A 22,589-nucleotide genomic window follows, 5' to 3' on the forward strand; every position below is an offset into this window, starting at 1 on the left:
CACTCATAATGATTCTAAGATATATAATTTAGAGCCATATATCTTAACTTACTGTCCTTACAAATGTAGCAGGTTCAACCGATTTCGGCAGAAAGTTAATCTGTGTTCATCTGTGAAATCTGCGAACAGAAATTGAATCCCCCTGAGGCGTTTGAGTTGAGGGTTGCTGATAAATTAATCCCCCTTTGCAAAGGGGGATAATCCTTTTTAGCTAGTTATGTAGCACATAATCAACGCTACAACAGTGACTTCCACAGGAAAGTAATCTGTGTTCATCTGTGAAATCTGCGGACAAAGGTCAATCCCCCTGAGGCGTTTGAACTGAGGGCTGTTGATAGCTTAATCCCCCTTTTCTAAAGGGTATAATCCTATTTAATTAGTTACATAGCACATAATCAATACCATAACACCGATTTCGGCAGAAAGTTAATCTGTGTTCATCTGTGAAATCTGCGAACAGAAATTGAATCCCCCTGAGGCGTTTGAGCTGAGAGCTGTTAATAAATTAATCCCCCTGTGCAAAGGCGGATAATCCTTTTTAGCTAGCTAAATGACACATAATCGAAACTATAACATCCTCTTTCCGCAGGAAAGTAATCTGTGAGCATCCGCGTAATCTGCGGACAGAAGTTCAATCCCCCTGAGCGTTTGAGCTGAGGGCTGTTGATAAATTAATCCCCTTTTCTAAGGGGTATAATCCAATTTAGCTAGTTACACAACACATAATCAAAACTATAACATCCACTTTCTGCAGGTAAGTAATCTGTGAGCATCCGCGTAATCTGTGGACAAAGGTCAATCCCCCGGAGGAGTTTGAGTTGGGAGCTGTTGATAAATTAATCCCCCTTTTCTAAGGGGGATAATCCCTTTTGATTAGCCAAAGATCACATAATCAACACTATAAGCTTCTTTTACTGAAGAATTCGTTTCATTCGCCGTAATTCAACCAATCCGCAAACCTATATCAGAAGCGAAGGTGTGGTATGCGAAAGGTGATACCCGTGGTAACCAAGCCCATGTTACCGTGTCCAAGCTCCAGTAACATACAAACATTGTCGGTTACAAAGTAGCGAACCCCGAACATAGGACGCACATTAAATTTTAGCTCAGACTGCTCTGCGCTATTAAAATGTTGCATACTTTGATTCCACACATCTTCTTCCCTTACTTTTTGCCATTCCAGCATACAACTTAAGCCGGCATAGATATCCCAGTCACCCAGAAACACATTGTAATTAGTCCATTGCTCTATCCAGCCTGCCACATGCACATTGGCTAGCGCGCCAAGGGCAAAATTAGAATAGCGATGCACATTGCTCGCCAGGGTATCGTTCACATACTTATCACGACTCAAGCCCATCAATGCTCCCACACTCAAGAAATCAGTAAGCCCCTTTTCGGCAGCCACAGAAATGGGAGGTACCTTATGAATACTGTATCCATCCCAATCGTTACGATCGCTGTAGTCGGCAAAAGAAATCTTAGGACTAATATACCAGTCCTTATTGCTAAATTGTCCTGCGGCATTTACATAAGCCACCAAAAGAAGCATTAAGACTATTACTCTGTTAATCATTTTGTTTATCTATTTCAACTTTGACAGATGTGCGGCGTACTCTTTCAAAGCGCTAATGTGCTGTTTGTGACAAGCACTTAAGCCCACCGCCGGAAACGTGGCAATACGCCCCTTTATCCGTCCGCAAATTAACAAAGCAGCGCCCACATTACCTAATCCCGCTCTCACTTTCACAGATTTGATGCGATCAACAGGTATCACAATGCGTTTATACTCCCGCCAGAATGGAAACAAACTGTAATATTTCACATCCAGCTTAGCAGCATTACCCTCCACCTCAACATAGCAAAATCCACCTGTGTAATACAAGGCGATCACAATGATAAGAAAGAGCCAAATCGCCATTTCCACCATCTTATCACTCGTCTCAATCCACAAATAGTTAATACCAATGGGCACAATGGCCAGCATTACTAGAATACGCAAGATCGTACTTACACGTCGTGCTTCCTTTTTATTATCAAATTTAATATCCATCATCTCCTTACTTAAAGCTAACAGAACCCCTGTCAACTTTCAATATGACATTTATCACTCTTGTTTAATCACAAATCATCGCATTTTACCAAAGCCTGATAAAAAGATATTTTCAATCGCTAAAAATAACTATTTTTGCAAGCATGGCAGTCATTATATCATTTGTGTTTTACCATTGACAGCGCCAACCTAAGAATTAAAACAGCTTGTATCATCATTAACCGTGTGGCATGTTTCCGTTAGTATCAAAAGAATCGAAGGTATTTATTGCAGAAAATTTAGTGGACGATCTTAAGCAACTGATCAGTGACTACCCTCAGGACAAGGTTTTTTTACTGTCCGACGAAACAGCCTACCACCATTGTTTCTCTAAAATTGAGAGGGTGAGCGCACTAAGTCCGGAACGCACCCTTATCATTCTATCGGGCGACCACAACAAAGGCATCGACTCTCTGTCGAAAGTATGGCAGTTACTGAGCCGCGGTGGTGCCGACCGAAAATCACTGCTCATCACCCTGGGTGGTGGCATGCCCTGCGACCTGGGTGGCTTTGCGGCTTCAACCTTTAAGCGCGGCATCGATTTTATCAACCTGCCCACCACCCTGCTATCGCAAGTTGATGCTTCCATAGGAGGAAAAACAGGGATCAACTTTGAAGGCTATAAAAATGAGGTGGGTGTCTTCAATCAGGCAAAAGCTGTCCTCATCGATACCGCTTTTTTAGACACACTAGATTCAGAAAATATCATATCCGGTTTTGCCGAAATGATTAAACACGCCTTTATCTATTCACCCGATCACTGGGAACACCTAAAGGCCTTCAATCTGAGACAGCCCGACTACCAGCAGTTAAAAAAGCTGGTGGCTAACTCCATCAAGATCAAAGCTTATTTTGTGGAGAACGACCCGCTGGAGAAAAATATACGCAAGGCACTTAACTTTGGGCATACGGTTGGTCATGCTTTTGAGAGTCTGGCTCTGCACGAAAAACGCCCCTTGCTGCATGGCTATGCGGTAGCCTTCGGCATGGTATGTGAGCTTTACCTGTCGCACCTGCGCCTGGGATTCCCATTGGTTCAGGTAGAGACTTTGGCTCGACAGCTACAAGAGATATACGGCCATTTTACATTTAATGAAGAAGACTACGAAACGCTGTATCAGTTAATGACGCATGATAAGAAAAATGAAGCCAACCAAATTAACTTTACTCTGCTGGAAACCGTCGGACAAATAAAAATAAATTGTGGAGCCACGAAAGCGGAAGTATTTGATGCCCTTCGCTTCTACAAGCACCTCAACCAGTAAAATCATCGCTATCATAACCTTCGTTGGGAAGGGCTCATATCATTATCAATACAAAAATCAAAAACATGAAATATCGTTTATCGACCCAAAATACAAGTGGTAAAATAGAAGTACAACTGCCCTCATCCAAGAGCATCAGTAACCGACTCCTCCTCCTCAATGCACTTAGCTATAGCCCCTACGAGATAAAAAACCTATCGGATAGCGATGACACCAAAGCAATGCTGGGCGTTCTCAATGCCAACAGTAATACCTTTGATGTGGGCGCCGCCGGCACTTCCATGCGTTTCCTTACTGCGTTTCTTTCGAAAATAATGGGCGAATGGATATTAACCGGATCGGAACGTATGAAGCAGCGCCCCATCAAGACACTGGTGGATGCGCTCAATAAGCTGGGTGCGAAAATTGAATATATGGAGAATGAGGGCTACCCCCCACTTCGCATCTTTGGCAGCAACCTGGAAGGTGGCGACCTGGAACTACCCGGCAACGTAAGCAGTCAGTATATATCAGCCTTATTAATGATTGCCCCCACTATACAAAATGGTCTTCGTCTCACCCTAACGGGCGACATCATATCAAGACCCTACCTGGAGATGACCCTGGCACTGATGAAGGACTTTGGTGTAACGAGCCATTGGAAGGGAAATGTAATCACAGTACCTGAGGCAGCCTATCAGCCCAAAATTATGACGGCCGAATCGGATTGGAGTGCCGCCAGCTACTGGTATCAGATGGCAGCATTGAATCCCCAGCTGGAAATCACTTTGAAAGGGCTACGTAAAATAAGTCTGCAAGGCGATGCCAACGTAAAGACCATGTTTGATAAGCTGGGGGTTAAAACCAAATTCTCGCAGAAAGGAACCGTACTTAGTAACACCGGTGTACGTCCCACACGATTCAGCTATAACTTTATTAACGAGCCCGATCTAGCACAGACACTGGCGGTTACTTGCTGCCTACTTAATGTTCCTTTCAATTTCACAGGCCTTCAAACGCTGAAAATTAAAGAGACTGACCGTATCAGTGCACTTATCAACGAGCTAAAAAAAATGGGCTTTGTACTGCAAAGTAACCAGCGCGATAACCTAAGCTGGGATGGTGAGCGATGCGACTACGATCAATCGGCACCAGTGGTGATTGATACTTACAAAGATCATCGCATGGCCATGGCCTTTGCACCTGCTGCCTGCTGTTATCCTAATCTGGTTATCAACGATCCCATGGTAGTAAGCAAATCCTACCCCAACTATTGGCAGGATATGGCTACAGCAGGTATCATCAACGAAACGGTGGAAGGATAATTTGGGAACAAAGATTCAATCCCCCTGAGGCATTTAAGTTGAAGGCTGTTGATAAATTAATCCCCCTTTTCTAAGGGGGATAAGCATATTTGACTAGTTACATAGCATATAATCAGTACCATAGCATCCGCTTTCCGTAGAAAAGTAATCTATGTTCATCCGCGAAATCTGCGGACAAAGGTCAATCCCCCTGAGAGGTTTGAGCTGAGGGCTGTTGATAACGCAATCCCCCTTTTCTAAGGGATAAGCATTTCTTAACTTGTTATATCTTTAATGAATAGCACCTTACATCTTGTTATCGAATAAACAATTCGTTTAATTCGCGGAATTCATGATCCTCATTTTTCACTCAGCTCTTCCTGATTTATTGTATTTTATAGTAGACGAGTTCAGAAATACTCATAAATGCACATTTTTTCTTACGTGTAGCAGATTCCACAGCTGTCATATTAAGGCAGAAAAAAAACATTATTAACCTATCGTCATAAAACAAGCCCTTGTTTAATCCTACTCGCACAAGATTATGATTATACGGGCAAGTTACATGTGGCTATTGATTAACAAATTATAGACATGAAAAAGATTATTTTTTGCTTAACGCTAATCGCGCTAGCAGCCGGAGCATCTGCTCAGGATCGTATTGCGCTGGGATTAAAAGCAGGCTTTAACTCAACAAAAATCAACCTAAGCGATGTACCGGATAACACCACCATAAAAAATGAAGCCAAGAGCGGCTTTCTCTTTGGTGCCTATGGTCGCATTCGCTTGGTAGGAAGCTTGAGCTTTCAGCCCGAGATGTACTATGCTAAGAAAAAATCCAATGCCAATGGAATGATTGGAGATAATTCATTCAATAACAACGTTACCTATCACACATGGGATATTCCCCTATTGGCCAACCTACAACTAATTGATCTCAAAATACTAAAGATATATGGTGTAGCTGGTCCGGTAGCCTCCTTTAATGCTAAGACGACATCGGATCTGCCGACATTGGAAGACCTTGACAAAACCAACTGGACCCTTCAGGCCGGACTAGGTGCCGAAGTGTGGCGTCTAACAGCCGATTTCCGTTACGAATGGGGCATCAAAGATATCTCGAAGGCGCAAGTAGGTCAGAAAACCGATGTTCTTACTTTTTCACTGGGCTATAAGCTGTTTGGTATTTAAATACCCTTGAGAAATAACATTAATAAATAATAAAACCGGCATTAACGCCGGCTTTATTATTTATTTTCCTGCAACTGACTTACTAGTTCAAATGACGAAGTACAGTATCAATTAATTTGTCGGCATGCAAAAATATATCATCCAACTTCTCAATTAATACTCGTTCTTCCTTCTTATCCTCATCGAAAAGCCCCAAATACTTTTTACCACCATTTAAATGTAGTCGACAAATCGGCTTACGATTATTATCATCTACTAAGACTCCAAAATAAGATTGGGTATCGCGATAAACCACTCTATCTGCATCAATTTTTGTCCTAACGATTGACCGAACAATATGATAACCCTCTATCTCTTCTTCTGTTGTCTCAATTTTACTAATAGCAACTTCTTCTTGCGACTCCTCAACTAACTCTTCTTCCTTCTTCAAAGCAGAATGTAACCTATCATTCACAAGCTCTTTAATGGATTGATTTGTAGCCTTCTTAACAATTCCCGTCAATTGCTCTATAACTTTTGCAGTTAATTTTCCTGAATATATCTGTTTGCCAAAAAACCTAACAAATTCTTCACTTGGTTCATTTAGCTCCTTCTCTAATATCTCCTTAATTGCCGAAGAATACTTTAACTCACTTGCGCTATCTATAATTTTATCAACATCAAAACTAGCCTTTTGAAACTTTTTTAATTCATTGACTTCATGGTCCTTTAAATTTTCAAAATCAATAATTAGAAATGGTTCATCATCCATCTTATTTGACTCCTCCAAATCTGTATAAAAGCGATACTCAGCGCCGTTTGTTAATAAACCAAAACGAGCCTTACTGACATGAAAATACCTATGAAGCTGTGAGTTATGCACATCCAAATTCTCTTTCCAATGCTTGCACTCAATAATCATTATTGGCGTATTTTCTTGAAGAATTGCATAGTCAACCTTTTCACCTTTCTTGGTGCCAAGATCTGCTATATATTCAGGGATAACTTCCATTGGATTAAAAACATCATATCCTAACAATTGAATGAAAGGCATGATTAATCCATTTTTGGTAGCTTCCTCTGTTTGTAAGTTCGGCTTAAGAGTTAAAACCCTATCAGTAAACGCTTTTAGGTTAGTTTGAAAATCCATTTTTGTCAATTTTTTCGATAAGATTATTTATTTGAAGTTCTAATGTACCAATTTTTTCCTTAAGCTCATCATTATTATCACTTACCATTGCATCTACAAATATTGAATTAACCAAAGATAAGCCAAGAATACCTCCACTTAATACCACGAAAATAAAATACAAATGTCCAAAAAAAGCTTTTGTATGACCCAGACTAGAAACGACAGATTCAGACACTTCATACCACCCTTCCACTGTAAACATTTTAAAAATTGTGTACATGGAACACAATGGATCGCCAAAATAATCAGGAGCAGTTTTCGCAAATACTTGATGTGAAAAAATGCTGATGATGAATATATATACAATAAACCCAATTATAACTATAATAGATGCCTTAAGCGCACGCTGAACTCCTCTTAACAATTGGTCTATTCCAGGAACAAATTTTAAAAACCTAAACGTCTTAAAGACCCTAAAAACTCTTAATATCAAGAGGTAACTAAAGTCAATCTGTGAAATATCAATAAAAATTGTTATCAATGTCGGTAGTGAAATGACAATAAGCAAGAAGTCAAATACATTCCATCTCGACTTAAAATAATTAGCCCCGTAAGTTTGTATCTTGACTAATAACTCCCCGAAAAATAGAATGGTAATAATATTATCAATGCCCCTAATCGTATAATTTTCAGGCGTAAAACCCAATACAAAAATTGTTAGTGCATTAACAAGAATTAAAGAAAGAATAAACCAATCTTGTAAAAATAATCTTTTAATCATGACTCTATTTTATGTGTGTAACTATCTATATTACAAACATAAAAAATCCCACCAGGCATCAAGCAGCCGTAGTGGGATTATTACTATAATTCGTTTATTAGCTTAGTGCAAATTGGCACTGATTATCTTCATAAACTCTTCCCGTGTTGCCAGGTTTTTCTGGAAAGCACCGGTAAAATCGGAGGTGGTAGTTACTGAATGCTGTTTCTGCACTCCCCGCATCTGCATGCACATGTGTTGGGCTTCAATCACCACGGCTACACCCAGTGGGTTAAGGGTATTCTGAATACACTCCTTAATTTGGGTAGTTAAGCGTTCCTGTACCTGCAGACGGCGGGAGAAAGCCTCCACTACACGTGCCAACTTACTTAAACCGGTAATATGGTGACGTGGTATATAGGCTACATGCGCCTTACCAAAAAAGGGCAGCATATGATGCTCACACATCGAATATAATTCTATATCTTTCACCACTACCATCTGCTGATAATCCTCACGAAACATGGCAGATTTAATGATCTCCTCAGGATCCATATGGTATCCCTGTGTGAGAAACTGCATGGCTTTGGCCACACGCAAGGGTGTTTTCTCCAATCCTTCACGCTGCGGATCTTCACCCAAAGCGCTCAATATCTTATGGTAATTAGCTGACAACTCTTGTGTGGTATCATCATCGTACGATTCCACTTTTGTATAACCTTGCTTTCCGTTTAAAGTAAATTCCATTGTGATGTATTTGATTGTACGCTAGCTTGCGCAATGCAAAATTGCTTATTTTCTTTGAATAATCAGACGATATTTTTCTGTTTTAAGCACTTGGGCATACCTTTTATTTAGGGAATAGGCTGATTAGCAGCCCTTCGCTGCTCATAAATGCGTAATATTAGATCCAGTTCGTTACGATTGAGCGGCTGCACACCAACTGCCCGTATTTTTTGTTCACTCTTGGGAAGGAAGAGACGCATCTGTGCCATATTATCGGGTGTGATGCCCAGTGTTTGGTTGGGTGGTATTTGTGTTTTATAAATGGTACTCCAGGTGTGCTCCTGAAGCACCATACGTTGATTCATCTCTGCATCCATGCGCAAAGGCGTTTGTGTTAAAGCCTGCCGGGTTGAGGATCGAACATTATTCGTGGCGTAGGCTTGCTCAGGAGTTATCACCAACGGCATAGTTTTGGCCTGAAGTGCCAGATTCTCATATCGAGGCATTACAATAACCTCCCCAATCTGTATGGTGTCGCGCGCTAAGAAAACCCCCAAAAGGTAATTACGATGTTGCATAGAATCATTAATCTGCACGTAAGTATCTTTATAGCCCAAATGAGAAAAACGCACTACTTCACCCCGCTTGGCCCAGAATGAAAACTGACCGGCTTCGTCAGACATAAAAGTATCGGAATGAAGATTGAATCGCGAATAGGGCAAAACCAGCAAACTGTCCTGCTCAAGCACAACGCCGGTAACACGCACCGAGTCGGGTTCATTTACCTGAGACATGGCCAACAGGGGACACAGTAATAAGAGGGCCGATAAATACTTCATAAACGTGGGTTTTTGAATTGTTAACATTGCCTTTGCATAACTATAACAAGCTAAGAAGCGCATTGTTGGCAAGGTAACCCCACGAAAAAGCCCGGCACTAACATTACCGGGCTAAAAACAAAATTAATCAGGTAATTAAACGATTACATCCTTCAGATCTCTTTTAGGCACATGATGAATCTGATCTACATCGCGCCAATACTTAACATCATCATCCTTCATGGCTTCCAGCTGAACCACCTCTTTGGGCTCACCCAGCGCTATAACGTGCACAATCTTTAGGTTATCGGACAAACGCAACTCGCGATGTAACTGAAGCCGGTTAAGTGATCCTACAATACATCCGCCCAATCCCTTTTCAACGGCACCCAGCAAAATACTTTGCGAGGCTATGCCGTCATCACAGAAGTAGTTGGCTGAGATATCCGTATCATTCAAAAGGATAATATAAGCAGCAGGACGCTCTCCCTTCTGCGGACCCGGCCAGTCTTTCAGATAACCTGCCCACGCCAAATGAGGAAAAATCTTATCGTTAATTTCGGGTGAATTAGACAAGAAATATTTAAGCGGTTGTGCATTACGGGCCGAAGGCGATAGACGAGCCAGATCTACCAGTTCGTGCAAAACCTCCATGGAAACAGGTTTATCCTCATGAAAGCGTCTGTAACTACGGCTCTTACGAATTAAATCTTTCAGCATAAGATCGAATTTTAGTGATTGATATTAGGGTGCTAAAAAGCGAGACTTAATATACAAATAATGTAATCAAGTCTCGCTTATAATTCGCTTATTTTTTTATTGCTTAGTAACGAGCCGAAATGCGCTCCCAATCAAGAATACTAAAGAATTCTTCGATGTATTTGGGACGTAGATTCTGCTTATCCAGATAATAAGCATGCTCCCACACATCACACGTAAGAATTGGTGTTAAACCGTCGCGTAAAGGATTACCGGCATTTCTCTCCTTCACAATGGCAAGACTACCATCCGCTTTCTTCACCAGCCAGGCCCAACCCGAACCAAACAAGGTTGCCGCTGCAGCCGAAAATTCTTCTTTGAAATTATCAAAGGATCCAAAGGATGCATCAATTGCATCGGCCAGTGCACCTGTAGGCTGCCCGCCACCATTGGGCTTAAAAGACATAAAGTAGAAGGTATGATTCCAAACTTGAGCACCATTATTGAAAATGCCACCCTCCGATTGCTTAACGATCGTTTCCAGGTCAGCGTTCTCAAACTCAGTACCCTTCACCAGCGTATTCAGGTTATTAACATAAGCCTGATGATGCTTACCATAATGAAATTCCATGGTCTTCTTTGAGATAACAGGCTCCAGCGCGTCGAGCGCATAAGGTAATTTTGGTAATTCGAAGTTCATATTTGTCCGTTTTAAAGATTTGTCTTTGTGTTGAACAAACTTAACATTTTTATGTTTTCAAAACCCTTAAAAATTCAAAAAGGGAACTCACGTTTGAATTCCCTTTTTCCCAGACAAAATGAACAAACTAAACTTTAAAACGTCTCGTTACTTCGTCCCAGTTGACAACATTCCAAAATGCACCAATATAATCGGGACGTCTATTTTGATAGTGTAAGTAATAAGCATGCTCCCATACATCTAATCCTAAGATGGGTGTACCTTTCACCTCAGCGATATCCATCAAAGGGTTATCCTGATTAGGCGTAGAGCTCACCACCAGCGAACCATCGGTCTTCTTCACTAACCAGGCCCAGCCTGAACCAAACCGTGTGGCTGCCGCCTTGTTAAAAGTATCTTTGAAAGCCTCGAACGAACCGAAAGCCTTGTCGATGGCTGCCGCCAACTCACCACCGGGTGCACCACCCCCGTTGGGTGACATCACGGTCCAGAATAAGTTATGGTTATAAAACCCGCCACCATTGTTACGCACTGCTACCGAATGATTCGACACATTGGCCAAAATATCTTCGATAGGCTGTGTGGCCAAGTCTGTTCCCTCAATCGCGGCGTTAAGGTTATTGGTATAGCCAGCATGGTGCTTGCTATGGTGTATCTCCATGGTACGTGCATCTATGTGCGGCTCGAGCGCATCATAAGCATATTGTAATTTTGGTAATTCAAAAGCCATATTTATTAATGCTTAACAGGTTTAAAATTTGTTTACGATTCAAAAATAGAAACTATTTAGAATTAGTCCAAATAAATTAAAGATATTTTTGTCTTTTATTTAATTTACACCAACACTATGGCCTCTATTAATTACTAACCAGGTAGTTACCAGCGCAGTAGTGAGCTCAATAAGTTTTAGGGAAACGTTCTCTAGCGTATGATGCCTATAAAGAACGATTCCGTAAATACTTAATTAAAGTGGAATTTTCAGAACTTACTACTAGGCAATCAAGAGGATAGCATTTCAAGACATAAAAACTATCTTTGCCGGTTTAAACATACACTATGAATAAAGATATCCTGAAACTGGCGCTACCAAATATATTAACCAACTTAACTGTACCCCTATTGGGCATGGTTGATATGCACCTGATGGGTTATCAGGACAGCTCGGTATTTATGGGCGCTGTAGCACTGGGAAGTGTGATCTTTAATTTTGTGTATTGGGGCTTTGCCTTTCTGCGAATGAGCCTGAGCGGCATGGCGGCGCAGGCATACGGAAGTAACGATAAGCACGAAATGGCCATGATGCTTTTCCGGGGTCTTTTTCTTGCCTTTAGTGCCGGTCTGCTGCTTCTACTATTACAGGATGGCGTAGTGGCGCTAAGCTTAAAAATACTAGAGGGTAGCAATCAAGTAAAAACCCTGGCGAGCGATTATTTTTATGTACGTATCTGGGCGGCTCCACTGGCCATCGCTCTGATGGTGATTAACGGCTGGTTTCTGGGCATGCAAAACGCCATTTATCCTATGATCATATCCATCACCATTAATGTGGTTAACATCAGTGCCTCCTACTTTTTTGTACGGGCACTGGGTATGAAGGTAGAAGGCGTTGCACTGGGATCGGTAGTGGCCAACGGGGTAGGTTTTATCCTATCACTAGTCCTGTTTCTTAGACGCTATCGCTTTATCCTGGGCGAATTTCATCTAAAGACCGTTTTCAAGAAGTCCGGACTGCTGCGTTTTCTCGATGTGAGTGGCGACATCTTCCTACGCACACTGTGTATCATCGTTGTTTTCACCTTCTTCACCTCTAAGTCGGCTGGCACCGGCGACCTCATACTGGCTGCCAACAGTGCATTGCTACAATTTCTATTTTTATTCTCCTACTTTCTGGATGGCTTTGCCTATGCTGCCGAAGCACTGGTGGGTAAGTTCACCGGCGGACGCAACCTCAAGGGCATAAAAAAAGCTGTGCGCTATCTGTTTGGTTGGGGACTGGGCTTTGCATTGATATTCCTTATCGCCTACTCACTGGGCGGTCCATATCTACTGCTGCTCTTCACCAATCAGCCCGATGTTATTGAGACTGCCCTGGAATATTTACCCTGGCTGATGATATTACCCCTCACGGGTTTTGCCTCATACATCTGGGACGGCATTTACATCGGAGCCACCGCCTCGCGATTAATGCGCAACACCATGCTATTGGCCACGCTTATTTTCTTTGTCGTATTCATCTCTTGCCGTCCCAGCTTGGGCAACAACGCCCTATGGCTGGCTATGAACTGCTTTATGCTATCTCGCGGCCTCTTTCAAACGCTTCTTTACAAAAAGTTATCAATTTTTAAGTCCTGAGACCCGATCCATAGAAAATAAATAGATCCCGGCATACCTAATTTTATGGCACTGCCGGGAATAACGTACACCCAACGTTAGATCATCCTCTTATAAATAAAGATTTAATTATGTGTGCAGCCATTTTCGGGTTTTCCTTCAAACGACGGGTGCTATAACCAAACCAATCCTTTCCGTAAGGCACGTATATTCGCATCTTAAAGCCTTGATCAATAATCTCCTGCCTCAATTCAGGCGTTACACCATAGAGCATCTGAAACTCAAATTGCTCTTTAGCAATACCGTACTGCTCAATAATTTTCAAAGATCCTTCCACCAGCTTACGATCGTGCGTGGCAATACCTACATACACATTATTCTTTAGCAGGTACTCCAAATCCTTTAGATAATGCTCATTAACACGCTGATAATCTTTGTAGGCAATCTCCTCCGACTCCACATAAATACCCTTACAAAGTCGATAATTAAGAGGTACATCAGCAGTTTGCAAATCCATTAAAGCCTCCAGATCGCCCATGGTACGCTTGAGGTAAGCCTGAAAAACCAAGCCTACATGCCTGGGATAGTCAGCCTTTAAGCGTCTGAATAAATCTATCTCCATGTCCACACACTTTGAGTCTTCCATGTCGATGCGAACAAAATTATTGGCTGCGGCAGCCCTGTCTACAATCTCACGTACCAGCTCATAACAGATTTCAGGGTCAATTAACAGACCAAAACTTGTAGGTTTCAATGAGTAGTTACCCCGTATTTTATCGTCCTCAAAACGATCGATAATACGCAAGTATTCATCCTTATTTTGTCGCGCCTGATCCAGATTGGTTATGAACTCACCCAGCAGATCAACAGTTACCAGCATCCCTCTTTCATTCAGCTGTTGCGCAGCCATTATGGCTTCGTCAATGGTTTCGCCGGCAATGTATTTCCTGGAAAACAGCCATACAAACTTCTTCGGGAAATAGGGCAGTGTGCGCGCTATTAATTTATTCATCATTGTAGATTTTCATTTTAGTTAGTTCTGAAAAAAGTTGCTATTTACCGGAACATAAAAGCAATAACTGCGTAATACCGACAGGTGTCAATAGCAATGATAAATATTCCCGGGAAGTGATTTTGAATTCTTTAGGTAAATTTTGGAACACTTTCGAAGATAAAAAATGACGAAACTCATCTTTTAGCCAAAGTACATCATTGCATGATATAAATCATCATAATAAGTGCAGCTTATAGTCGTACACAGTGCGAATCAATAATATACACCTGTTCGGCAGAAAATAACAGGGTCATCGTATTAAAATGCTTATGGACGGTAAAATAAAAGCGGTTTTAATAGTATTCGGCATACTATTTTCTTTTTTTCCTGGCAAAGCGCAGGAGTGCAATGTTAATGTACTAACACGTGGGGGAGATTTCACACCACTTAACTTGTGTGCACCTGTTACCATCGAATGGGAACCCTTTTATACGCTGGCCGAAGATATCCAGGGCCGCCAAGTTGAATTTTTATTTGACTGGGATGATGGCTCGGTTGAATATGTTACCGCATCACTGATTGATGCAGCCGCTAAAAAATGGGCCATACCCCTTATTACACACACCTACGACAGTGACAAATGCCATTACAAACCTGCACTTTATATTGTAGTTGACGGAATAGTTTGCGAGAATTCTTTGCGTTCTGAAACCGTGATTGTGTGGGATACTGATGATCGAAATGGGGGCACAATATCCATTAATCCAAAGGTTTTCCCAATCTGTATTGGCAACAGCGGCAGTGTTACCTTTATGGATGAGAGCGAGTGGAATTGTGTGCCGCCCGTTGAAGATGACTCGCCCAATAACTATAAGCGATGGATACAATGGATATATGGGACCAACAATGGATCAGCGAACTTTATCAATAATGCAGAGGTTAACGGAGCTGTGCGTAGCTATCCTTACGCAGGCAGTATTGATGTTACCACAGAGCCCATATTAGGACCTTCCACTCCCTGGAATGAAGCATTGCCCATATATGTTCCGGCCGGACATGCAGTGGGCGATGCATTTGAAATAACGCTCAACAATTGGAACTATTGCAATCCCTACGATCAGGGTTTCCCCCCGGTGAGCTCCACTGCCATCGTACTCATTGTTGACAACCCTGATGGCAGTATCAATCCCTCAGGCCCCCTTTGCGAGAATGATAATCCCATTAACCTAAGCGCGGTTACGCCCGGTGGTCAATGGTCGGGTCCCGGAATTACGGATGAGTGGAACGGCACTTTTGACCCCTCATTAGCCGGCCCCGGCACGCACACCATCAACTATTATGTGGAGGATGGCAATAGCTGTAGCGCCACCGGATCAACCACCATAACCGTATTGGATTCGCCCCTGGCCACCCTAAGCACAGGAAACGAGGCCCATCTCTGCCCGGGTACACAATTGCAAATAACAGCTAATAACACTCAGGGCACAGCACCCTATACGCATTTATGGACCGGTGACACTGCCCCCTTGAGCGAAACAAACATCCACAATCCTGAGTTCCTAAGCATTAACGAAGGCACTTACATGCTTACTTACCGCGTTACCGATGCTCTGGGATGCTTCGATGAACAAACCATTAGCATTGGGGTGGATTCGGTAAACATTAGTTTTACCAATCAACACCTGAGCCTTTGCTCGGGCATCACTCAGTCATTAGAGCCCAAACCAACAGGTGGCTCCGGCACTTTTGTCTATCATGAATGGCGCGGTGATCGTCTGGACTTGCTCTCGGCCACCAATATTGAAAATCCTGTTTTTAATTCGACTACCCCCGGAAAGTATAAGTACCTATATATTGTGCGCGATGAGTACGGCTGTGAAGATATGGACAGTATTTTTGTGGAAGTACACGAACAGCCGGCCAGTCAGGCGGGGCCCAACGCAACGGCATGTGGCCTAAGCTACACCTTAAAGGCAGTGCCCTATGTGGGTAATGGACAATGGCATGTTAGTACTGGTGCCGGTTCCGTTAGCTTCTCCGACATTAATGCGCCCAACGCCACCGTTAGCGTGGATCAGTATGGCGATTACAGCTTTATCTGGACCGAAAACAACAACGGCTGCGTAGATGCGGATGAAGTAACCATTACCTTTGTGGAAATACCCCATCCGAAAGTGATGGCACCCCGCGACACCTGTGGGCTCGAGCATAAACTGCGAGCTACCCATGATATTGGTATCGGACAATGGCAGTTGGTAAACGGCCCCGGTCTGGCCATCATTAACGATGATCTGACGCCGACCACCACGGTAAGCGTGGATACACCAGGTGATTACACTTTTGAATGGACGGAGGACAATGTGGGCTGCCTGGGTAGCGCCGATGTTACGCTCACCTTCTATCCCCTGCCCAAACTACAACTACAAGCCTTTGACAATGAACAATGCGGCCCTTCGGAAATCACGTTCATCAATAACTCGAAGGATGCCGATCAGTATCTTTGGGACTTTGGCGATGGCTACATATCCAACCAAAAAAATCCCAGCCATATCTTTGTCAACACTACAGTAGAACCCATTGACTATACCATTCAACTAAGTGCAAGCAACAGCTATGGCTGTGCCGACACCAGCGAATACAATATACGCGTATTGCCCACTCCTGTGGCTAAGTTTGATAACGAGGACGAGCCAGCTTGCAGTCCTCTGTCTATTGATTTCAACAATCAATCGGAAGGAGCCACACATTACCAATGGCTGTTTGGCGATGGTAACAAAGACAGTACCGAACATGTGAGCCACACCTTTGTGAATGCCGAACACTATGTACAATCCTTCAACGTAAGTTTGGTGGCCAGCAATACGTATGGATGCCGCGATACGATAAACAAATACATTACCGTATATCCAACCGTGAGCTATGCTTTTGATGCAACACCCCTCGAAGGCTGCCATCCCCTGCAAGTAGACATGGTGGCCCAACCCGGCGCCTACACCTACCAATGGGTTTTTGGTGACGGACAAAGTCTGGACGGGGCAAATATCGCTTCCCACATTTTTCATAACAAGAACGAGGCGCCACAGGAATTCACGATTAAGCTGCATACGAGCTCGGTATTTGGCTGCCGCGACTCATCGGAAGCCAAGGTGCGGGTACTGCCCTCTCCCACCAGCCACTTTGAGCTGTCGGATAACGAAGGCTGCTCACCATTTGACGTAGCTTTCACAAACCTATCATCGGGAGGCAACAGCAGCATCTGGTCATTTGGCGATGGCACAAGCACTGAGACAGGCGGAACGGGCAATGCCAGCCACCGCTTTGTTAATTCGGAACTTGCTCCCATTACTTATCAACCCCAATTGGTGGTAAAAAACAGCTACGGATGCAGCGACTCCAGCCGTCATCATTTGAATGTGTTTCCAAAAGTAACTGCTTCCATTTCCGATGGTGGCGCCGGCTGCACACCTTATTCCGAGAGCTTTTTGAACAATTCCATGGGTGCCAATCAGTTTACATGGGACTTTGGCGATGGTAATATATCCAATAGCTTCAACGGACATAACACCTACACCAACAGTAGCTTTGATGATATAAATTACAGGGTGGAGCTCATTGCTGAGTCGCCTTACGGATGTAGCGACACCGCGCACACAAACGTGCTGGTATACCGCCGCCCTGTACCTGAGTTTTCATTGACACCGCAGGAACTGCAAATGCCGGAATCCACCATTACCATTACCAACCAAACACAAGGCTCCAACTGGCAATACAAATGGCAGTTTGGCGATAATGAAACCAGTAATGCTCAGCACCCGGGTACGCACAGCTATGGCGCATCGGGCGACTACGAGGTATGGCTAAAGGCTAGCGGAGAACATTGTGCCGATTCACTGATGCAAACAGTACTGATCTACCCCACCTTGCCGGCGCTTGATTACGGCCCTAATGCTGAGGGGTGCCCGTCTCTCGATGTACAATTTTACAATAATACGGTGGATGCACATACCTATTTCTGGGATTTTGGCGACGGCAATGTGTCATCTGAGAAAGCGCCTTTACACAGCTACCATACACCGGGCAAATACCGCGTTAAGCTGATTGCCGAAGGGCCGGGTGGTATGGTTGAGGCCGATCATGTGGAGGTATGGGTTTACGATCGTCCATTGGCCAACTTTGAAGTACGACCTACCTTAGTTAAACTGCCTGAAACGGTCTCATTTATTAATAAATCAGAAGGGGCAGTGAGTTACCTCTGGGATTTTGGTGATGGTCAGCGCTCCAATGACCATTCGGTGCAATATCTTTATGAGCATCCGGGCATATACGATGTAAGCCTACAAGCCACCAGCAACAAAGGCTGTACTGCCGAGTACATTATGCGCGAGGCCGTAATTGCGGAAGAAGCAGGGAGTATTCTCTTCCCTAACGCCTTTACTCCGAATCCCTCAGGGCCATCAGGCGGACACTATCAGGCAGGATCGTCAGATAACTATGTATTCTATCCCTTTGTACATGAAGGACTAGTAGAGTATGAACTGCGTATTTACACGCGCTGGGGCGAGCTTATTTTTGAGAGTCATGATATTAACATTGGCTGGGACGGCTATTATCGCGATAAGATATGTCCGGGCGGCGTGTATATCTGGAAGGTGAACTGCCGCTTCTCCAATGGCAATATGGAAGTAAAAACAGGCGATGTAACACTCTTCAGGTAAGGAATAGCACAATGAGAAAAGCAATATATATACTATTAATACTAAGCAGCCTAATCGCCAGGGGGCAGGATCCACATTTTTCACAGTTCTATGCCAACCCACTGTACCTAAGCCCGTCACTGGCCGGTGCCACCGATGGGGGGCGTCTTATTGTGAATTATCGCAATCAGTGGCCCGAGGTATCCAAGGCCTTTTCTACCTACGCCATTTCATTCGATAATTTCTTTGCCTCCTTCAACAGTGGCATCGGTTTCTCGCTGATGCAGGACAGAGCCGGCAGTGCAGGATTAACCACTACGCAGGCTGCATTTCAGTATTCCTACAACCTGATGATAACGGATTACTGGCAGCTGGTGCCAGCCATACAATTTGCCTATGGTAATAAAAAAGTGGATTTCTCAAAGGCCATATTCCCCGACCAGCCCCCTTCAACAGGCGGTTCATCGGGCGCCTACAACCGACTTAGTAACGAACAGGTTCATTATATCGACCTGGCCTCGTCGGTATTTCTCTACTCGCCCAAATACTGGGTTGGACTAACGGTTGATCACCTGGCCAAACCCAACTATACCTTTCTCAACGAAGAATCAAAAGCCGAATTGAAATTCACATTATTTGGCGGCATGAACATCTGGCGCGAGCGTAGCAGGCATAAATCCAACCGCGCCTTCTCGGCCAGTTTCCGCTATCAGAAACAAGCGGAATTTGATCAGCTAGACCTGGGTGTATACTGGCACAACGCGCCATTGGAGATTGGTATGTGGTACCGGGGGCTTCCATTAATCAATAAAGTGGAGGGCAGCAAAGCCGCTAACCAGGATGCCATTATCGCCCTTTTAGCCTATGACCTGGGCCCCTTACGCGTTGGTTACAGCTACGATATTGCCATTGGCAGTCTGGGGTGGTCAACAGGTGGAGCCCATGAACTGTCCCTGATTTTTGAGTTTAACCAGCGTAGTCGCCTGCGTTCAGGTGGTCGTCGTCCGGCAGTACCCTGCAGCGAGAGCGCTAACCCACTGAATAGCATCGGCGGGAAATACACCCGTAAGAAGCGTCGATTGTATTAGCAAAGAATTCTATAAATTTTAGGGAGCAGTTCTCTCGCGTAAGATAGTTATAATGAACCGTTCCGTAAATGCTTCATTAATGTGAAACTTTCAGAACTCACCACTCCTCATCATCGTAGTCATACGGATCCACCTCAGAGTATTGCAGATCCAGATCCAGATGATCATATTCATTACCATAGAAAAGGCGATAGAAGGTAAGGGTTACCTTTTCGGTGCTGCGCGAAGAAAGATAGGAAATATAAGCATATTGCTTCTCTATAATTTCCCCGTCTTTGCTTAAGGTAGCACACAGACGCACATCGCATGCAGCCCGGGATCCCTTATTTCGAATGCTTACATCCAACTGCGATCTATTGGACGAAAGGCGCCGCATGTCCGATTGATCTACAACTTCGCAGCGTGCATTATAAAGAGCATCATCAATTATATCCTCGATGATCTGCTCGCACGAAAGCAAAGACAAGCACACAAAAAACAGGGCAAAAAAACTTAGTTTCCTCATAGCTAAATACTGACTTTACTATTTGACAATTAAAGAAGATAAGGCACGTATGCTAAGGGATGCACTTAAAAACAAAAGGCCACCCTAAGGCAGCCTTCCTCTTACATTTATGAAAGAATAGTTTAGAAAATATTGATCATACGCTTGGGCTTCACTTTCGCCTCATCTTTTTTCGGCAACCGGATGTTAAGAATACCATTCTCGTATTTGGCCGAGATCTTTGATTCATTAACCGCATCTTTGGGCAGAACAAAACTGCGTTGAAACGAGCCGTAACCAAATTCATAATGCGAATACTGATGCTTTTCTTTCTTCTCCTCACAACTTGCCGAAATGGTCAGACGATCGTTATCTACCTCAACATTAAAATCCTTTTTATTGTAACCGGGTGCAGCCACTTCAATGGCAAAAGCATCTTCCATCTCTTCAATATTCACCTTAGGTGTATCGCAATTACGAGTATTGGATTCATTAAAAAAATCATTCGCCCACAGGTGATTCAACATGCTTGATGTTTGAGGAAATCCGTTGTTAAATTTTACCAGTCTCATAATATTATCTCCTATTGTTAAAAGTTTAATACTCCTTAATATCTTTCTGGCCTATCTATTTCAATGATGATGCCAACAGCAATAGTGAGTAACTTTGACACAGAAATACCTTACACTACTGACCATTTGTCGCCTAATGAGCTTTAATGCTGTCATAGTGTCACAAATAACCATGTATCTTCTCTATTAAACTTAATATTGTATTAATAAATCCCTAACATGCATTAGGGCGAATATGCTGATATTTGTATTGTCATGAGAGAGTCACTTTCTCTAGACATTTCCTGTGTGCAGAGAGGTTGTTAACAGCAACCTCTTTTTCTATTAGTAGTGATATCCATAGGAGAATATGTTTAATATTTACGCCCACATAAAGAAAAACGCAAAGACTATAGAGGAATAAATTCTGTGAAACATCCCTTTACAATCTTTACGTTTTACTTACTTCACGATGCTGCAGAATTTCGCAGCCGGCAGTATTTCATATCAGACAACGATTAGTAATCCCAGCTAAAGCCCACATTAATACCCAACCAATTATGACGATCGAGCTCAGATGACTTAAACGAGGTACTATAATCAAGGCTCACTGCCAGGCTTGCCCTGAAGTTAATGGGTATTAAAAGGCCGGCTTTGGGTGCCAGCGACCAAGTCCAGCCATCATAACTTGTTGAAAAAAGACCATTATCAATACGCTGCTCCATGTAATAGGTCCCAGCAGCCAAACCCACAAAAGGTCGGATAGGCGCATCATCATCAGCAAAATAATATTTTCCCGTTGCCTGAATGGGAATGGCATTGAGGTAACGATATTGGTTACTGGTGATAGAACCATTATTCAGTGGGTAGGTATCCCGGTCTTTGGCTTCATAAAAGGTATTCCATCCCACTAATATTCCGAGTCCAACATTCGGATTCACAAACTTCTCGTACTCAATGCTAGCGCCCCTGAAACTGGCAGGGTTAATGTAATCCTTGGTATCTGCCATAGGCAGAGCGATTCCATAGAAAACGTTCGTCTTGGTTTGAGCAACTACCCCGACACTGATCAAGGCCAGCGCTGCTATCATTAAATATTTTATGCGTTTCATTACTTTCAGTTTAATGGGTTGAGGAAGTTAATTATTACTGATGACATGCTCAAAAGGCGGATGACTAAAGACCTCGTCGAGACCCCGATCGAGCCGATAGCTGGCGTAATCCTTACTGCCTTGCATCAAACCATCCAGCACACCAATAAACACCAGTGGCGGTTGCTTACTCTCTTTTTTGTTGAAATCAGCGATTTCAACCACTACGGAACCAGTTTTATAATTGTAATACACAGGATACCAGGGATAATAACCACCCCAACCCCAATCGGGATACCAGGGATACCAACCACCCCACCAGCCGCCGCCGGGAATCCAACCCACGCTCTGATTATTCTGCTCAATAATGGTAACCGCCATGGCCAAGGCCGTATCAACATTAGCAACAGCAGGCTGCATACCTTCAATCTCCTCCAGATGATACCTTATCTTAGCCAGGATCGCTTCATCATGGGTACGATCAGGCTTTTCATTTTCCTCGCCATTCTTAATGTGCAAAATTTCATCCGGAAGGTAATAATGCGCTCCATCCAAATTATTCCATCCATAGTCAGGATCGTATTTCGAGATCGATGTATCTAACTCATCGACATACTCCGCCCCGCCGGGATAACAGCTGCTCACTGCTATCATTAGTGCCGGAATAATCATCAACTTCAGTAGTGTCTTCATAGTTCCTCATTTAGTTTA

The 22,589-nt window shown here is 43.3% G+C and carries 20 protein-coding genes; 6 read left to right on the forward strand and 14 right to left on the reverse strand.

All coding sequences use genetic code 11. The annotated features are described in order from the left end of the window. Positions 1 to 964: 964 nt before the first annotated feature. A complete protein-coding gene (locus ACRD7A_RS07575; RefSeq protein ID WP_430810863.1) occupies positions 965 to 1,576 on the reverse strand; it encodes a hypothetical protein in 612 nt (203 codons plus the stop codon). Between the two features lie 9 nt (positions 1,577 to 1,585). Beyond that, positions 1,586 to 2,056, reverse strand: a complete 471-nt coding sequence (locus tag ACRD7A_RS07580; RefSeq protein ID WP_430810862.1) for a hypothetical protein — start codon at positions 2,054 to 2,056, stop codon at positions 1,586 to 1,588. 227 nt (positions 2,057 to 2,283) lie between these two features. Between ACRD7A_RS07580 and aroB the strand changes: the two genes are divergently transcribed. The 3 genes from aroB (at position 2,284) to ACRD7A_RS07595 (ending at position 5,831) form a co-directional block, all read left to right on the forward strand. Then, positions 2,284 to 3,357, forward strand: a complete 1,074-nt coding sequence (gene aroB, locus ACRD7A_RS07585) for a 3-dehydroquinate synthase (protein ID WP_430810861.1) — start codon at positions 2,284 to 2,286, stop codon at positions 3,355 to 3,357. A 65-nt stretch (positions 3,358 to 3,422) separates the two neighbouring features. Beyond that, complete coding sequence (locus ACRD7A_RS07590; RefSeq protein WP_430810860.1) at positions 3,423 to 4,661, forward strand: 3-phosphoshikimate 1-carboxyvinyltransferase; 1,239 nt, start codon at positions 3,423 to 3,425, stop codon at positions 4,659 to 4,661. Positions 4,662 to 5,234: 573 nt separating this feature from the next. Beyond that, entirely contained in the window at positions 5,235 to 5,831 is a 597-nt protein-coding gene (locus tag ACRD7A_RS07595; protein WP_430810859.1) for a porin family protein, read from the forward strand. Between the two features lie 82 nt (positions 5,832 to 5,913). On the opposite strand, the gene ACRD7A_RS07600 is transcribed toward ACRD7A_RS07595, so the two are convergent. The 7 genes from ACRD7A_RS07600 to ACRD7A_RS07630 all read right to left on the reverse strand — a co-directional run bounded on the left by ACRD7A_RS07600 (position 5,914) and on the right by ACRD7A_RS07630 (position 11,375). Continuing rightward, complete coding sequence (locus tag ACRD7A_RS07600) at positions 5,914 to 6,960, reverse strand: type I restriction endonuclease (protein WP_430810858.1); 1,047 nt, start codon at positions 6,958 to 6,960, stop codon at positions 5,914 to 5,916. Further along, positions 6,944 to 7,723, reverse strand: a complete 780-nt coding sequence (locus ACRD7A_RS07605; protein WP_430810857.1) for an ion transporter — start codon at positions 7,721 to 7,723, stop codon at positions 6,944 to 6,946. Before ACRD7A_RS07605 ends, ACRD7A_RS07600 begins: the two co-directional genes overlap by 17 nt. 102 nt (positions 7,724 to 7,825) lie before the next feature. Continuing rightward, on the reverse strand, positions 7,826 to 8,449 hold the full coding sequence (gene folE / locus ACRD7A_RS07610) for a GTP cyclohydrolase I FolE (RefSeq protein WP_430810856.1): 624 nt from the start codon (positions 8,447 to 8,449) through the stop codon (positions 7,826 to 7,828). A 107-nt stretch (positions 8,450 to 8,556) separates the two neighbouring features. Beyond that, complete coding sequence (locus ACRD7A_RS07615; RefSeq protein ID WP_430810855.1) at positions 8,557 to 9,267, reverse strand: peptidase associated/transthyretin-like domain-containing protein; 711 nt, start codon at positions 9,265 to 9,267, stop codon at positions 8,557 to 8,559. 135 nt (positions 9,268 to 9,402) lie between these two features. After that, on the reverse strand, positions 9,403 to 9,966 hold the full coding sequence (locus ACRD7A_RS07620) for a nitroreductase family protein (protein ID WP_430810854.1): 564 nt from the start codon (positions 9,964 to 9,966) through the stop codon (positions 9,403 to 9,405). A 103-nt stretch (positions 9,967 to 10,069) separates the two neighbouring features. Then, on the reverse strand, positions 10,070 to 10,645 hold the full coding sequence (locus ACRD7A_RS07625; RefSeq protein WP_430810853.1) for a superoxide dismutase: 576 nt from the start codon (positions 10,643 to 10,645) through the stop codon (positions 10,070 to 10,072). Between the two features lie 127 nt (positions 10,646 to 10,772). After that, the gene (locus tag ACRD7A_RS07630; protein ID WP_430810852.1) at positions 10,773 to 11,375 is read right to left on the reverse strand and encodes a superoxide dismutase; all 603 of its coding nucleotides are present in this window, start codon (positions 11,373 to 11,375) and stop codon (positions 10,773 to 10,775) included. Between the two features lie 326 nt (positions 11,376 to 11,701). Between ACRD7A_RS07630 and ACRD7A_RS07635 the strand changes: the two genes are divergently transcribed. Then, the gene (locus tag ACRD7A_RS07635; RefSeq protein ID WP_430810851.1) at positions 11,702 to 12,997 is read left to right on the forward strand and encodes an MATE family efflux transporter; all 1,296 of its coding nucleotides are present in this window, start codon (positions 11,702 to 11,704) and stop codon (positions 12,995 to 12,997) included. Positions 12,998 to 13,079: 82 nt separating this feature from the next. Here the strand turns inward: ACRD7A_RS07635 and ACRD7A_RS07640 are convergent, their stop codons facing one another. Next, the gene (locus tag ACRD7A_RS07640; protein WP_430810850.1) at positions 13,080 to 13,991 is read right to left on the reverse strand and encodes a proline dehydrogenase family protein; all 912 of its coding nucleotides are present in this window, start codon (positions 13,989 to 13,991) and stop codon (positions 13,080 to 13,082) included. 308 nt (positions 13,992 to 14,299) lie between these two features. Between ACRD7A_RS07640 and ACRD7A_RS07645 the strand changes: the two genes are divergently transcribed. After that, the gene (locus ACRD7A_RS07645; RefSeq protein WP_430810849.1) at positions 14,300 to 18,685 is read left to right on the forward strand and encodes a PKD domain-containing protein; all 4,386 of its coding nucleotides are present in this window, start codon (positions 14,300 to 14,302) and stop codon (positions 18,683 to 18,685) included. Between the two features lie 11 nt (positions 18,686 to 18,696). Further along, a complete protein-coding gene (locus tag ACRD7A_RS07650) occupies positions 18,697 to 19,752 on the forward strand; it encodes a PorP/SprF family type IX secretion system membrane protein (RefSeq protein ID WP_430810848.1) in 1,056 nt (351 codons plus the stop codon). A 97-nt stretch (positions 19,753 to 19,849) separates the two neighbouring features. On the opposite strand, the gene ACRD7A_RS07655 is transcribed toward ACRD7A_RS07650, so the two are convergent. The 4 genes from ACRD7A_RS07655 to ACRD7A_RS07670 form a co-directional block, all read right to left on the reverse strand. Further along, positions 19,850 to 20,257: a hypothetical protein gene (locus ACRD7A_RS07655; RefSeq protein WP_430810847.1), complete on the reverse strand. Its 408-nt coding sequence runs from the start codon at positions 20,255 to 20,257 to the stop codon at positions 19,850 to 19,852. A gap of 122 nt (positions 20,258 to 20,379) precedes the next feature. Then, positions 20,380 to 20,808: an Hsp20/alpha crystallin family protein gene (locus ACRD7A_RS07660; protein WP_430810846.1), complete on the reverse strand. Its 429-nt coding sequence runs from the start codon at positions 20,806 to 20,808 to the stop codon at positions 20,380 to 20,382. A 497-nt stretch (positions 20,809 to 21,305) separates the two neighbouring features. After that, positions 21,306 to 21,899, reverse strand: a complete 594-nt coding sequence (locus tag ACRD7A_RS07665; RefSeq protein WP_430810845.1) for an outer membrane beta-barrel protein — start codon at positions 21,897 to 21,899, stop codon at positions 21,306 to 21,308. A 27-nt stretch (positions 21,900 to 21,926) separates the two neighbouring features. After that, entirely contained in the window at positions 21,927 to 22,571 is a 645-nt protein-coding gene (locus ACRD7A_RS07670; protein ID WP_430810844.1) for a DUF4136 domain-containing protein, read from the reverse strand. Positions 22,572 to 22,589 lie beyond the last annotated feature (18 nt).

The organism is Carboxylicivirga longa, from assembly GCF_050589825.1.
GTDB lineage: Bacteria > Bacteroidota > Bacteroidia > Bacteroidales > Marinilabiliaceae > Carboxylicivirga > Carboxylicivirga longa.

Bases quoted from the DNA above. Each gene is read 5' to 3' on its own strand.
- ACRD7A_RS07615 (WP_430810855.1), bottom strand. From the start codon at position 9,267: ATGAAGTATTTATCGGCCCTCTTATTACTGTGTCCCCTGTTGGCCATG.
- ACRD7A_RS07600 (WP_430810858.1), bottom strand. From the start codon at position 6,960: ATGGATTTTCAAACTAACCTAAAAGCGTTTACTGATAGGGTTTTAACT.
- ACRD7A_RS07605 (WP_430810857.1), bottom strand. From the start codon at position 7,723: ATGATTAAAAGATTATTTTTACAAGATTGGTTTATTCTTTCTTTAATT.
- ACRD7A_RS07590 (WP_430810860.1), top strand. From the start codon at position 3,423: ATGAAATATCGTTTATCGACCCAAAATACAAGTGGTAAAATAGAAGTA.
- folE (WP_430810856.1), bottom strand. From the start codon at position 8,449: ATGGAATTTACTTTAAACGGAAAGCAAGGTTATACAAAAGTGGAATCG.
- ACRD7A_RS07630 (WP_430810852.1), bottom strand. From the start codon at position 11,375: ATGGCTTTTGAATTACCAAAATTACAATATGCTTATGATGCGCTCGAG.
- aroB (WP_430810861.1), top strand. From the start codon at position 2,284: ATGTTTCCGTTAGTATCAAAAGAATCGAAGGTATTTATTGCAGAAAAT.
- ACRD7A_RS07620 (WP_430810854.1), bottom strand. From the start codon at position 9,966: ATGCTGAAAGATTTAATTCGTAAGAGCCGTAGTTACAGACGCTTTCAT.
- ACRD7A_RS07670 (WP_430810844.1), bottom strand. From the start codon at position 22,571: ATGAAGACACTACTGAAGTTGATGATTATTCCGGCACTAATGATAGCA.
- ACRD7A_RS07650 (WP_430810848.1), top strand. From the start codon at position 18,697: ATGAGAAAAGCAATATATATACTATTAATACTAAGCAGCCTAATCGCC.
- ACRD7A_RS07635 (WP_430810851.1), top strand. From the start codon at position 11,702: ATGAATAAAGATATCCTGAAACTGGCGCTACCAAATATATTAACCAAC.
- ACRD7A_RS07575 (WP_430810863.1), bottom strand. From the start codon at position 1,576: ATGATTAACAGAGTAATAGTCTTAATGCTTCTTTTGGTGGCTTATGTA.
- ACRD7A_RS07625 (WP_430810853.1), bottom strand. From the start codon at position 10,645: ATGAACTTCGAATTACCAAAATTACCTTATGCGCTCGACGCGCTGGAG.
- ACRD7A_RS07645 (WP_430810849.1), top strand. From the start codon at position 14,300: ATGGACGGTAAAATAAAAGCGGTTTTAATAGTATTCGGCATACTATTT.
- ACRD7A_RS07660 (WP_430810846.1), bottom strand. From the start codon at position 20,808: ATGAGACTGGTAAAATTTAACAACGGATTTCCTCAAACATCAAGCATG.
- ACRD7A_RS07640 (WP_430810850.1), bottom strand. From the start codon at position 13,991: ATGATGAATAAATTAATAGCGCGCACACTGCCCTATTTCCCGAAGAAG.
- ACRD7A_RS07580 (WP_430810862.1), bottom strand. From the start codon at position 2,056: ATGATGGATATTAAATTTGATAATAAAAAGGAAGCACGACGTGTAAGT.
- ACRD7A_RS07655 (WP_430810847.1), bottom strand. From the start codon at position 20,257: ATGAGGAAACTAAGTTTTTTTGCCCTGTTTTTTGTGTGCTTGTCTTTG.
- ACRD7A_RS07595 (WP_430810859.1), top strand. From the start codon at position 5,235: ATGAAAAAGATTATTTTTTGCTTAACGCTAATCGCGCTAGCAGCCGGA.
- ACRD7A_RS07665 (WP_430810845.1), bottom strand. From the start codon at position 21,899: ATGAAACGCATAAAATATTTAATGATAGCAGCGCTGGCCTTGATCAGT.